Source organism: Halorhodospira sp. 9621 (genome assembly GCF_022228055.1).
GTDB lineage: Bacteria > Pseudomonadota > Gammaproteobacteria > Nitrococcales > Halorhodospiraceae > Halorhodospira > Halorhodospira halophila_A.
On record NZ_JAJNRD010000001.1, the window covers coordinates 1 to 12,210 of the forward strand.

Annotated in this window: 11 protein-coding genes and 2 tRNA genes; 8 read left to right on the forward strand and 5 right to left on the reverse strand. The window is 58.2% G+C overall.

What is annotated here, in order from left to right:
• The 5 genes from LRF89_RS00005 to LRF89_RS00025 form a co-directional block, all read left to right on the forward strand.
• Positions 1-1,957 (forward strand): DNA methyltransferase (locus tag LRF89_RS00005; RefSeq protein ID WP_338018507.1); only part of this gene is annotated, 1,957 nt, incomplete at its 5' end.
• A 213-nt stretch (positions 1,958-2,170) separates the two neighbouring features.
• Complete coding sequence (locus tag LRF89_RS00010) at positions 2,171-3,049, forward strand: hypothetical protein (RefSeq protein ID WP_238636389.1); 879 nt, start codon at positions 2,171-2,173, stop codon at positions 3,047-3,049.
• A complete protein-coding gene (locus LRF89_RS00015; protein WP_238636390.1) occupies positions 3,049-3,681 on the forward strand; it encodes a hypothetical protein in 633 nt (210 codons plus the stop codon). Before LRF89_RS00010 ends, LRF89_RS00015 begins: the two co-directional genes overlap by 1 nt.
• A gap of 495 nt (positions 3,682-4,176) precedes the next feature.
• A complete protein-coding gene (locus tag LRF89_RS00020; RefSeq protein WP_238636391.1) occupies positions 4,177-5,034 on the forward strand; it encodes a hypothetical protein in 858 nt (285 codons plus the stop codon).
• A gap of 23 nt (positions 5,035-5,057) precedes the next feature.
• Positions 5,058-5,828 (forward strand): DUF3825 domain-containing protein, encoded by a 771-nt coding sequence (locus LRF89_RS00025; protein ID WP_238636392.1) that lies wholly within the window; start codon positions 5,058-5,060, stop codon positions 5,826-5,828.
• Positions 5,829-6,911: 1,083 nt separating this feature from the next.
• Here the strand turns inward: LRF89_RS00025 and LRF89_RS00030 are convergent.
• From LRF89_RS00030 to LRF89_RS00040, 4 genes are all read right to left on the reverse strand, one after another.
• Positions 6,912-7,067: a hypothetical protein gene (locus LRF89_RS00030; RefSeq protein WP_238636393.1), complete on the reverse strand. Its 156-nt coding sequence runs from the start codon at positions 7,065-7,067 to the stop codon at positions 6,912-6,914.
• Entirely contained in the window at positions 7,064-7,192 is a 129-nt protein-coding gene (locus tag LRF89_RS13440; RefSeq protein WP_274522046.1) for a hypothetical protein, read from the reverse strand. Before LRF89_RS13440 ends, LRF89_RS00030 begins: the two co-directional genes overlap by 4 nt.
• Before the next feature lie 775 nt (positions 7,193-7,967).
• Positions 7,968-9,122, reverse strand: a complete 1,155-nt coding sequence (locus LRF89_RS00035) for a site-specific integrase (RefSeq protein WP_238636394.1) — start codon at positions 9,120-9,122, stop codon at positions 7,968-7,970.
• 92 nt (positions 9,123-9,214) lie between these two features.
• A tRNA-Val gene (locus LRF89_RS00040) sits at positions 9,215-9,289 on the reverse strand.
• A gap of 121 nt (positions 9,290-9,410) precedes the next feature.
• Between LRF89_RS00040 and gltX the strand changes: the two genes are divergently transcribed.
• Positions 9,411-10,829 carry a glutamate--tRNA ligase gene (gene gltX, locus LRF89_RS00045; protein WP_201167075.1) on the forward strand — a complete coding sequence of 473 codons (1,419 nt, stop codon included), beginning with the start codon at positions 9,411-9,413 and terminating at the stop codon, positions 10,827-10,829.
• A 63-nt stretch (positions 10,830-10,892) separates the two neighbouring features.
• Positions 10,893-10,968 (forward strand) — tRNA-Ala (locus LRF89_RS00050).
• Positions 10,969-11,053: 85 nt separating this feature from the next.
• Here LRF89_RS00050 and LRF89_RS00055 read toward each other — a convergent pair.
• The gene (locus LRF89_RS00055; protein ID WP_238636395.1) at positions 11,054-11,596 is read right to left on the reverse strand and encodes a CIA30 family protein; all 543 of its coding nucleotides are present in this window, start codon (positions 11,594-11,596) and stop codon (positions 11,054-11,056) included.
• A 202-nt stretch (positions 11,597-11,798) separates the two neighbouring features.
• Between LRF89_RS00055 and LRF89_RS00060 the strand changes: the two genes are divergently transcribed.
• Positions 11,799-12,176: a thiol-disulfide oxidoreductase DCC family protein gene (locus tag LRF89_RS00060; RefSeq protein WP_201167079.1), complete on the forward strand. Its 378-nt coding sequence runs from the start codon at positions 11,799-11,801 to the stop codon at positions 12,174-12,176.
• Positions 12,177-12,210: the final 34 nt, after the last annotated feature.

A 12,210-nucleotide genomic window follows, 5' to 3' on the forward strand; every position in this document is an offset into this window, starting at 1 on the left:
CGTAGAGCACCTATTGAATGAGCATGGGGAGCCGGTCACGATTTGGGATGGTACGACCAAGCCCTCGCCGGTCACGGGTGAGCCAATCCCCGATGAGAACTGTCGCAGTCCCGTCTACCGATACATTAACCCTCGCCGAGGTGAATGGCCGGATTCGGAGTTCATTGTTGGCAATCCGCCGTTTATCGGAAACAAGCGGCTAAGATTCGCTCTGGGTGATGGTTATGTAGAGGCCCTGCGATCCGTTTACGAGGATGCAGTCCCTGAATCGGCGGATTTTGTAATGTACTGGTGGCACATCGCAGCCGAGAAGGTGAGGTCACGCAGCTCATCTCGCCTTGGATTGATTACAACCAATTCACTTTGCCAGCCGTTCAACCGCCGCGTAATAGAGAGGTACGTTACCGGAAAAAATCCGATAGCGCTTAGATTTGCCGTACCCGATCATCCGTGGGTTGACAGTGCCGATGGAGCTGCGGTCCGCATCACCATGACTGTGGCCTCGCCAGGGCCCTCTCACGGCAGTCTTTGGCGTGTTGCGGACGAGCGCCATAGTAGTGGGGAGGGCCCGGGAGTTTATTTCGAGGTCCGCCAGGGCCTTATTCATCCAGACCTGAGTATCGGCGCCAATTTAGCTGCCGCGCGCGCCCTGCGCGCCAACCAGAATTTGAGCAGCCGGGGTGTCATCCCCCATGGCGCCGGATTTATGGTGACCCCCGAGCAGGCCGTGGAGTTGGGCCTGGGCAGCCGCCCCGGTGCTGAGCAGTATATCCGCCCCTATCGCAATGGTCGTGATATTACACGCAGCCCGCGCGGCGTAATGGTCTTAGACCCCTACCCGTTGTCACGTTCCGAACTCAAGGGATCGTTCCCTGAGGTCTATCAATGGCTCCTGGACCATGTGAAGCCGGAGCGAGATCAGAACAAACGTCGCACCTACCGGGAGAAATGGTGGACTTTTGCAGAGCCCAGGAAAGAATGGCGGCGAATAATAGAAAACGTACCAAGATATCTCGCCACGCCCCAGACTGCAAAGCATCGATTTTTTGTGAATTTGGGCGCTGAGGTGCTGCCTGATGATAAACTCATTGCCATAGGGCTTACTGGCGCTGAGTATCTTGGCATTCTCTCATCCAGAATCCACGCTCTGTGGGCGCTATCAGCCGGAAGCCGTCTGGGCGTGGGCAACGACCCAGTGTACAACAAAAGCTCATGTTTCGATGCATTCCCCTTTCCGCACCTTGAAAGCCACATTGAAGAAGAGATCCGAGCTATCGCTGAGCGCCTGGATGCGCACCGCGCCGAGCGTCAGTGCGAACACCCCGGCGTCACGTTGACGGGCATGTATAACGTCTTGGAGAAAAACCGTGCTGGGGAGACACTGACGAAAAAGGAACGCACGATCCACGAGCAGGGTCTGGTCACGGTACTTGGGGAGCTACACGATGAACTCGACCGGGCAGTATTCGAGGCTTATGGCTGGGGCGATCTCGCAGACGTGCTAGTGGGTCGTCCCGGTGCAACCACGCCGCGCTCGGACAAGCCCGAAGACCAAGAAGAAGCCGAGCAGGAGCTACTGCAGCGCCTCGTAGACCTCAATGCCCAGCGGGCCGCTGAGGAGGCACGCGGGCATGTGCGCTGGCTGCGTCCTGAGTTTCAGGCGCCAGACGAGGCGGGTGACCAGACGAGTGAGAGTAGCGGGCACGAGGCGGACCAGACCGAGTTGGCGACGGTATCAACCACCGCAGATACGGCGGGCAAGAAGCCGACCTTCCCGAAGAATACGGGTGATCGCATCCGGGCGGTTCGCCAGGCTCTTGCGGAAGGTCCCCAGACCACTGACAGCATCGCGGCCCGCTATACGCACCGGCCTCGCAAGGCCGTCCAGGCTGCCCTAGAGGCCCTCGAGGCTATCGGTATGGCGAGCCATGAGGGGGAGCTGTGGTGGGAGACCTAAAAAGAAGCATAGGGTGCTGCTCCATCGGCAAGTCCGGCAATTTTATACCAAGAAAAGAAACTTGACCAAATGATCGGCAGTGACTCAGGCCTCTTTTCTCCCCTGCGCTATAAAGAACAGACTCTACGTAGATCTACGTAGTCGCGATTCTGTGTATACCATGTTTCGACCACAGAACTCTAGTGTTATCTGGCAAACCTCGGGGGGCGTGATTTGGAGCGAAGACTAGTCATTGAATTCGAAGGCGTGCTCGCCCCTGACAATCGGGTCACTGTGCGAACGCTGACGAAAACGTTATCCCCTGTGCAACGAGCAGTCGACTGTATCGTCTACTACGAGCACTTCGGCGTTGTTCGGAAGTTCTCGATTTTACCCCGTGACTTCTACGACAGCGCCGATTTATATCTAGGTGCGCCTGAGGCTAACTGCGTTAGTGTTCCCCTGCTCAAGGAAAAGGGGCGCCAAATAACCCAAAGGTTGCGCAACTTTCTCGAGACACCCTACGCCAAGGCGGCAGAGGAGGTTCAGCCGCCTTCGCCGCTTAGCCGAGATATCGTCAATGCTCAAAACAATATTGCTCACGACAACGTCGAAACCACAACCCATGAAAAGCTGGTGGAGCATAAAGAGCAGCGAGAGCGAGAGTACATCGAAGCGAAGGTTGTAGAGCAGATAAATAAGTCACTCTCGCCCATCAGATCTTCTTCCGTTGGCGGAGATGACTATATTTCCTTGGAAACCTTCGACGAAGCGGGGACGACTCGGTTCGAATTCTCGCCCGCCCGCGCCAAGCGGTTCAACTCAATTGCCACAAATAAAAGGCTAGGACCGATTGCCTTCTTCGAAGGTACCCTGCACGGTCTGCTCGAGAACAACAGTCAAGTCTTCCCTTTCGTTGGTGAGTTCAGGAGTAACGCCACGGGAAGGAAGCACAATCAAAAGCTCCTTATCCCGCATGAGGAGCTAGCATTTAAGTTGAGCCCTGCCAATTTGACGAAGAAAACGATCCAATTCTATGCCGCCCCGCTCACCAGTTATGGCGCCTTTGATGAAGTTCGCGGTGACATCGTTCTAATCCAGGTGGTTAACTAATGCTCAAGGAGCGCCTCCTTGCTCAAGTCGACCGTGTCATAGGGCCGCGTCTGCGGTTTTGGCGCCTCATGTCCTTCTCGGTGGTCGTGGTGCTGGAGGGTATGGCGCAAGCTAGCGTGACCGTCTCCGAGGCCAGCAGGTGGCCTACTGCACAGGGCATAGAAAACGTGCTGGGGCTCGTGGGTGATATGCCCCTTGGGCATCTGGTGCTGATATTCGTTGCCGTTTTTTTTATTGGCCCAAAGGTTGCGGCGCTTCTTCTGTCACAGGGCGCGGCCTGGGCTATGGCATTCGCTGAACCAATGTTTGACACCCTCTACAGCAGAATGACCAGCGACAGCGAGCAGCCTACTGCTGAAGAGTTAGGGCGATGGATCCGCTGCAAACACGAGGCCTTACGCTGGGCGGATGCTATAGTCGACGCCTTCGAGATGGCGGTTGTGCTAGGGCTCTGGGTAGTTTGGCCAGGCTCCGTGATAGAGTTTGGCGTGATAGGGCTTCTCTTAGCATTCGCGGTTTTCGTTGTAGTGTGGCTCTGTGCCGCCTACTCCTTGAACTACCTCATCGTCACCCGTGTGGTTCCATGTGATCTGCTTCAGCAGAAGCACGCTGAGTGCGGTCGAGACGCGTGACATGGCATCGTAACCGAACAGTACGCTCGGAGCCGAGGCCAGCAACCTAGCACGGCTCAGCTTCGTCGTTGGGCACCCTGGGAGAGCATATCATTGACGGTCGGATTTCGAAGCCACAAACAGACCGCTTCGCCAATCGTATGAATCACAGCCGTCTGTAGCAGGGTAGCACCTGGCGATCTTGCCCCACGCGACCACATTTTGCTCAGGGGCCGAATGACATGACGGGCCATTCAGCACATAACCTTGGAAAACGCTACGCGGGAGTAGAGGGGTTTGAAATCAGGGCGCCTATGGGTACTGTGGTATGGACGCGTGCCTTAGGTTGACGGATAGGTACGGCCTCAACAGAGAGCTAGCCAAAGTTAGACCGGGAAAGGGATCCCCACCAAATGCCCTGTATTGGCTCAGGCCTCCCTTGCGCTCCGCTATCCAGAATTAGCTTAAGCCCGGGAATGCCGATTCCGTAGTTACCGCCTTTAGCTATGAGAAAAAATGACAGATATAAACAAACTGAAGTCCGTCAAAAAACTAAAAGAACGGCTTGTATTGCATCTGCCGTATGCTCCGAATAACAGAGAATCCAAGGAATATCTCTTGTCGTTAGACGTTGGAGACGTCGTCCATATCTATGACTTTTGGCGAAAGCGGCTAATTGAACCCCGGCCTAGGGAGGTTGTAGTAAGCTGCAGGGTCAGAAATAGTGGTGCCTATATCCGAAACAAGAGCAAGATAGAAGAACTGTTTAAGCGGGTGCGTAGTGGTCTGGATATAAGTGGCTATCTCTCCAACAAAGCGCATAAAGCTACCTTTGATGTGGACGAATTCAGGAATAGCGGCAGTTTTAACTCCTTCCGGGATGATATTTTAATATGTGAAGGTTTTTATCATATACACCTTGAAGAGCGCCCCAATAGAACTGATGAGGTTTTGATCGTCTACATAACACCACGCCTGTTTGAAGTTGTTCAGGTTGCTAAACATAACCTATTCGACAAAGACCCTGCCGCACTGCTGGAATACAGGGAGTTCGTAAAAGATTTTTTGCGTTCTAAAATCCCTGCAGGTGGGGTAATCATTGGGGGTGCGGGTGGCGGGATACAGAACCTTGCAGGAAGCTCGATTGAATCTACGTTTAGGCAAATCAAGGTGAGAAAAATAATCCAAAATGTTGAGATCAATAACGGCGGGATTGATACTTATGTGAAGTGCCTTTATAGGTATTTCGAGGAGAGGGCGCCAAAATACGTCAAACCCGAGTGGCAAATCGTCAACAGAGAACTCGTGATTTATGACAAAAAGAACAATACCATGTTTAATGAGGATAGGCTGTCGCTAGCGTTAGCACCCTAGTCGGAACAAAAAAAGGAGTAAAAATGCCTGAATGGCCGGATAATTTTCATGATCTAATATTCTTTCCTCGAGTCGATGAGCATATCGACGCGTTGGCGGCCTTGGCCGAACCGGAGGAGTGGAATTATCAAAGTCGTAAATCGGAGCATAGTAAGCCGATCCTTTATAACTATGTAAAATATACATACAAAAGGCTTGCAGAAGAAGAAAAAATTGCAATAGCCGACAATGAGCGTGCTTTGACGTTTAATACTGGACTCGTTACTCCCTCCCAGGAGCCGCTGTATTGTTATTGTACGCCGAACAATATGGAAGACACACAAACACCTTGGCACTTTGTTGGATGGAAGCGCCAAGGAGAGCGCGTTCTTTCTGCATTTTCCGAGCTCCCGGAGATGGCACATTACTTCGAGGACCCAAAAGTGCTTGTCCTGGATCCCAGAAAAGAAATTCGAACAAATGTAGAGCATGTTGTCGAGGATAATCGTCACCGTTTCCCCGAGCCGTATAGGTCCATGGATTCTTACGCGCTTCAAACGTTCTTGAAAGGTTCTATTGATAATGCCAAAGAACGTGTTAAGAGAAACTACAAGACGGCTATCCCGCAATATTACCGTGGCCGAGTTCAATTAATGCTTCCACTTTGCATCGGTAGCCCAGAGGTCGCCGATCTCGCCTTAGTGGTAGAAGATCACGGCGACTTCTATCGGGCATCCACGTGTCTCACCTTGGAAATGGCATACAACAACGCAAGACAACTAGCGAGGCCTGATCGGGACTGGTTGAGGCCGTGAAGAGGCTCTAACAAAAGTTTCAACACGGACCGACGTTCTGCCCTGGCGCTCGAGAGCGGGGTAGTTACGTAAGAAGTACCTGGGTTGTGTATTCCAATGGCTAAAGATATATCGCGACCAAAGATTAGGCTTATAAAAAAATTCAACGGAGAGGTTAGGCGCGCGCGACATCTGGAAGATCTAATAATCCGCCGAGGGTACTATACGAAAAAAGGGCGGAAAGGGCCGTTCCGCAGGCTCCGCGTGACGGAGCAGCGCGATATTGCAGAGTACATAGCGTTTGAGGCAGCAACCGGATTTGAACACTTTTCGCGCGAGGTGTTTATTTTGGCTGCCCGAAAGCAGTTTGGAGTACAGCCATCACGAGCTGAGTATATTATGGGAACGATTGACCGAGGGCTCAACGGCGTCAATGGCTGGGGAGCCCCAGCACAGGTCAAAAAGAGAGCGAATGCACTATTTGGCCGACGTCATTTTATCGCGAAACTCGACAGTGAGCTTCCGCGAGGTTGCTATGATGTGCTACTCCACGCGCACAAGATTCGAAACCGTATCGCTCACCAAACCGGCCGGCAGTCGCCAAAAATGGTGAACACATACAACTATGTGGGTGTACCGCCGGGGACCCGGAGCGGTCTGAGTATGGGTAGGTTATTGCTTGACTATTCCGCGCCAGCTCCTGTGGAACGGCAGTTATTGAGGGCAATACTATGCTCGTATCGGGCATTCAGCGCGCTAGTGGCGAAGAGGCTGTAATCTAACTGACCACTCAAGCGAACGCGGCAAACGGTGTAGATCAGTGAGAAGGTCACAAGGTGGGCGTATCGATGGCCTGTTCAGGGATTGCGTCGAGGTTGGCAGTCGATTGAGTATATCGGTTCTCGTTGAAGTGAACACGCGAGCAGCGGCCATGACCGCCGATGAGAAAGTAGGGTGAAGGCTCAAGGAGCGCTTCAGGGGGGGGGGGGGTAAGGTGCACCGTCGCTAGAGCGTCCCGCAGGCCCATTCGCGTAGCGCGGTCCCGATGATGGATCCGACGACGGGGAAGACGAGGAACACGGCCAGGCCGATGCCGGCAATCTGTTAGAGGTAGTGCCGGTGGGTGAGGGCGTGGCGCCGCTTGCCCAGCGCATCGAGGCCCATGAAGGTAGCGAGCCCCACGGCGAAGGCCGGGATCACGGTGGCGGCGGTCAGCGCCCAGGCTAGGCCGTCATCAAGGATGCAGTCGACCCCGGTCATAGGCCAACCATCAGGCCGAAGACCAGCGCCAGGATGAGGACGTTGAAGAAAGCCATCCGGCCGGGCCGATCCTCGTTGACCCACATATTCCAGATGATGAAGCCAACCACAACGAGGAACTCCATGGCGTCCTCCTGGTGGTGCGTGAGGCGTTGTGTAGGCGGGAGCTACCCTTGAGGATAGGGCCCGTTGCGGGGAAAATCTTCTGCAATACGCGCTCGTAGGTTATTGATTCCAATGGGTCGCAATGGGACATTTTGGACCATTTTTAAGGTCAGAAAAGGACCGTAAGCGCATGAGTGATAAGGATAAAGGTAGGATAATTTTAGTGTGCATGGGCAATATCTGCCGCTCGCCGACCGCGGCAGGGGGCGCGCGGTCTCTACATCGGTGATCTGCGTCCCTGACACGTCGATCTACGCGGCTTCGAGGCCTACGATCTGATGCCTGGCCATGGATGGATAAGTCGAACCTAGGCATCGTCCAGGCCGATTCCCCGCCTAAGCACGCGGACAAGCTCGGGCTCAGGCTCGATGTCATCGAAAAAGCCTCGCATTGGCTGATCGATGGGGTCCGCCTTCCTTCGATCCCCTGGCCTGCGACTCAGTCCCGCACGCCGAAACTAGTCGAAGCTGGGTTAGTGTGCATTCCGGCACCGTGGCCGATGATTCTGCAATCCGTCTCGGAATTGGTCACGACCATCTGAAATAAGCGCTGAGATGGGGAGGTGTGCCTCTGCCCCCACATTCGGGCGTCCAAAGCGCGTTGGAGCAGTGCATCTCCCCTGTAAGTACCCTCTCACCTCGAAGACAGCCATCGACGATCAGCTCAGTTCCGAGCCCTCAGCGGCCTCGATCGCACCCTGCTGGTGGGACGCGGAGAGCGCTATAGCACAATTCTCTAGATGCGCGGGGATTGCCCTGGTTGGCTGGATGTCGCCGCCCCGGTGAGCGCCGGATCATGGGCGGCCATCCGCTCCGCCAGTGTGGCCGCGTTCATGTGAGTGTAGCGTTTGAGCATTCGAAGGTCCTTATGACCTGTGACGCTGCTGACTTCCATCACCGAGAAGCCGCGCTCGAAGAGTCTGGATGTGGCCTCGTGGCGGAGGTCATGGAACCGCAGGTCATGAAACATTCGTGGATCAGGGGCGATTCCCGTGGCGGCGCAATCGAAGTCGTAATTGGCTCTCGCTCGCTTGCAAGCTCTTTTCCAGGCCTTCTTGATGGTTTCGCCATCAAACGGGAAAACCTTCCCCTCGCTCGACCGCGGAATGGTGGAGAGGGTGCTCATGACGCGCGGGGAGAGTGGAACGGATCGTGTCTCGCCGTTTTTCGAGTCGAGGATGGTTGCAACCCGGGTGTCTTTATCAATCGTGGACCAAGTCAGCTTGACGATCTCGCCTTGGCGCATACCGGTTTCGAGGGCAACGATGACTACCGCTTCGAGATAGGCATTGCGGGTGGGGGGATTATATCGGCCACGCTGCGGGGTCGGGCGGCATGCCTCGAGGATGCGCTCTTCTTCACCGGGCAACAGGCGGCGCGTGCGGGCGTTGCTTGAGTTGCCGCGTTTGGGTCTCCTCGCCCGAGCCACAGGGTTCTCCGGGAGCGTGTAACCCCACTCGTTGCGGGCATGTTCGATGACCTGCTGCAGGAGCCCTCGTTCACGGCGCACCGTGTCTTCTTTGACGGTTTGCGCGCGCTGTTCGAGCCAGGCGGCAACGTCCGAACTGCGCAAGTCAGCGAGCGCGACATCCCGAAGCGGATTGCAGCGCTCCCAGGCGGCCAGCCGGTAGGACTCTGCTTCGGCTCCCTTGTGTTGGGGCGAAACCTGCTTCCGGTAACGAGCGAAGAGTTCGCCGAGGAGCACCGTGGACGACGCCTTCGTATCAATGTACCGCCCGGCCCGCATCTCAGACTCGGTCTTGAGGGCCCACTGCTGAGCATCGGTCTTGCGATCAAAGGTGGCGGTGCGTTGAGGGTACCCCTTGATGCGTACCTGCACGTGATAGATGGACCGCCCGGAGGGCCCGGGGCGCTTTCGAATCGTTGCCATGGTGAACTACTCCCGCTGTGCCATAGGTGTGCCAAAAGAACCTATGGGGGAGTAGGGAGGGATGTGCAGGCGAGCTAAGCTGCTGATTTATTTGGTGGGCGGCGCTGGGATCGAACCAGCGACCCCTGCCGTGTGAAGGCAGTGCTCTCCCGCTGAGCTAGCCGCCCAACTCTTGAGCTGCGCAGTGTACCGGCGCCGTCTCCCTTCGTCAAATGGGGCGCGTGGGCGGTGGTGCATTTGGTAGCATACGCGCCTTCAGCACGGGGAGAAGAAGGAAGACAGGCCACCATGACCATGATCCGCACGCGTTTCGCGCCCAGCCCGACAGGCTACCTGCACATCGGCGGTGCCCGGACCGCTCTCTACTCCTGGCTGCACACCCGCCGTCACGGGGGCCGGTTCGTGCTGCGGATCGAGGACACGGATCGCGAGCGCTCCACGCCGGAGGCGGTCAACGCCATCCTCGAGGGCATGGCCTGGCTCGGGCTCGATTACGACGAGGGCCCCTTCTACCAGACCGAGCGTTATGACCGGTATCGCGAGCACCTGCAGACGCTGCTCGACTCCGGGCAGGCGTACTACTGCTACTGCACCAAGGATCGGCTGGAGCGGCTGCGCACCGAGCAGCAGGCGCGCAAGGAGAAACCGCGCTACGACGGCCGGTGCCGGGATCTGGATGGGCCGCCTTCCGAGGACGTCGCCGATGAGCCGGTGATCCGCTTCCGCACGCCGCTGGAAGGTCACGTGGTGGTCGAGGACGCCATCCGCGGCAAGGTCCAGTTCCTCAATTCGGAGCTCGATGATCTGGTCATCGCACGCGGCGACGGCTCGCCGACCTACAACTTCACCGTGGTGGTCGATGACCTGGAGATGGGGGTGACGGATGTCATCCGCGGTGATGACCATCTGAACAACACGCCGCGCCAGATTCACCTCTACCAGGCCCTGGGGGTCGAGCCGCCGCGCTTCGCCCACGTGCCCATGATCCTCGGTGAGGACGGCAAGCGCCTGTCCAAGCGCCACGGCTCGGTCAGCGTGCTGCAGTACCGCGACGAGGGGTATCTGCCCGAGGCGCTGCTCAACTACCTGGTGCGGCTGGGCTGGTCCCACGGCGATCAGGAGGTCTTCGGTGTTGAGGAGCTGATCCAGCTCTTTGACATCAACGACGTCAACCACTCGGCGTCGACCTTCAACCCCTCCAAGCTGCAGTGGCTCAACCAGCAGCACATCATGCGCGCGGCGCCGAATCACATCGCCCGCCACCTGGGGCCGTTCCTCGCCGAGCGGGGCGTGGACCCTGCCGAGGGGCCGTCGCTGGAGGCGGTGGTGCGCACCCAGCAGGAGCGCGCCAAGACGCTGGTGGAGATGGCCGACAACAGCCTGTTCTTCTACCGCCGCCCGGAGGCCTACGAGGAGAAGGCCGCGCGCAAGAACTTCAAGGAGGGCACCGCCGAGATCCTCGAGCACTGCCAGCACCTCTTTGTCGGGCTGCCGAGCTGGGATGCCGAGTCGATCCACGGGGTGGTCACCGAGGCGGCCGAGGCCTTCGAGGTGAAGATGGGTAAGGTGGCCCAGCCGATTCGGGTGGCGGTCTCCGGCGGTGCCGTCTCGCCGCCGATCGATGCCACGCTGGAGCTGCTCGGGCGCGAGGAGACCGTGGCGCGGCTCAGCGCGGCCGTCGACTGGGTTCGAGAGAATGTGGGGTAAATGGCTCCGAGGGGTGTTGACGACCCCCGGGGCCATCCCTAGAATACGCACACATAACGCAACGGGGCCATAGCTCAGCTGGGAGAGCGCCTGCATGGCATGCAGGAGGTCGGCGGTTCGATCCCGCCTGGCTCCACCAAACAAGCAGGGCGATACAGTCCTCCGCAAAGCCCCGAGTCGGTTTCCGGCTCGGGGCTTTTCTTTTTTTGGGCGCCCGCCGCGGCTCAGGGGTGGGCCGCGCTAAGCTCCAGCCGGGCGACCTCCACCCGCGCCTCGAACGCTGCCCCGTAGGCCACCACGGCCACCGACGTGAGCCGTGCCGGATCGAGGTCCGCCTGCAGTCCCCGTGGTTCGAAGGCCGTGAAGGGGACCACGACCTCCTGCCAGTCTTCCGTGACGGCCAAGGGGGCGCGGTAGTGCTGCCACGGTTGGTGGGTGTCGGCGCTTCGCACGTGCAGGTAGTACGGGCCGGGCGTTCCGCGCACGGTGACGCCGAAACCCGACCATGCGGAGGCGTCGAAGCTTTCACCGGATGGGGCGAGGGGCAGTCGGCTCTGGATGAACCCGCCGTTGTTCTCGAGCCGGACCTGGCCGCTGAGCCGGAGGGCCGGCCCCCGGTCCGTCTCGACGATGCCGGCGTGCATGTCCGAGCGCCCGCCCATGACCCGGTCGGTGAACCCTTGCCAGGCGGTGCCGATCGCCGCCCGGCCGTCCGCGGCCGTGAAGTCGTCGAGCAGATAGGCGGCGGGTGATTCCGTTCCGGACATGGCGGGCTCCTTCCGGGGCTGGATGGCTGCGGGCCAGTGGTCCGCGATGGTGATCTCAGCTTATCCGCGGGCGTGGCCGATGGCCAGGGTGGCCCGGCGGCCCTCGGCGCGCCGGCAGGGTAGATGCCCCGTGTTTTGTGGGCTGTCTGATGCTAGGCTGAGATCTAGAATTGTTCCAGACAAACACGGCGAGGAGCCCACGATGACCGCATCCACCACACGACCGGTCGTATTCTTTGATGGGCAGTGCCCCGTCTGTAGTCGCGAGATCGGCCTCTATCAGCGCCTGGATACCGCCGGAGCGGTGGAATGGCGCGATCTGCACGCACCGGGGGCGCTCGACGACACCGAGCTGACGTGGGATCAGGCCATGCAGCGCTTCCACTGCCGGGACGCCGATGGCGTGATGCGCAGCGGCGTGGACGCCTTTGCCCTGGTCTGGTCCTATCTTCCCTACTGGCGTTGGGCGTCGCGGGTCGTGCGCGGGCTGGGGCTGGTCAGGCCCATGGAGCCGCTTTACGATTGGTACGCACGCCGTCGCTACAGCCGGAGCTGCTCGGTACAGGGGGACTGCCGCTAGGCGGAGGGGCCTGGACCGCACCCGGGTGGGGCAG

What these genes read in the sequence shown, in the direction of transcription:
- LRF89_RS00015 (WP_238636390.1), top strand. Translation starts at nt 3,049, where the DNA reads ATGCTCAAGGAGCGCCTCCTTGCTCAAGTCGACCGTGTCATAGGGCCG.
- LRF89_RS00020 (WP_238636391.1), top strand. Translation starts at nt 4,177, where the DNA reads ATGACAGATATAAACAAACTGAAGTCCGTCAAAAAACTAAAAGAACGG.
- LRF89_RS00025 (WP_238636392.1), top strand. Translation starts at nt 5,058, where the DNA reads ATGCCTGAATGGCCGGATAATTTTCATGATCTAATATTCTTTCCTCGA.
- LRF89_RS00030 (WP_238636393.1), bottom strand. Translation starts at nt 7,067, where the DNA reads ATGACCGGGGTCGACTGCATCCTTGATGACGGCCTAGCCTGGGCGCTG.
- LRF89_RS13440 (WP_274522046.1), bottom strand. Translation starts at nt 7,192, where the DNA reads ATGGAGTTCCTCGTTGTGGTTGGCTTCATCATCTGGAATATGTGGGTC.
- LRF89_RS00035 (WP_238636394.1), bottom strand. Translation starts at nt 9,122, where the DNA reads ATGGCAACGATTCGAAAGCGCCCCGGGCCCTCCGGGCGGTCCATCTAT.
- gltX (WP_201167075.1), top strand. Translation starts at nt 9,411, where the DNA reads ATGACCATGATCCGCACGCGTTTCGCGCCCAGCCCGACAGGCTACCTG.
- LRF89_RS00055 (WP_238636395.1), bottom strand. Translation starts at nt 11,596, where the DNA reads ATGTCCGGAACGGAATCACCCGCCGCCTATCTGCTCGACGACTTCACG.
- LRF89_RS00060 (WP_201167079.1), top strand. Translation starts at nt 11,799, where the DNA reads ATGACCGCATCCACCACACGACCGGTCGTATTCTTTGATGGGCAGTGC.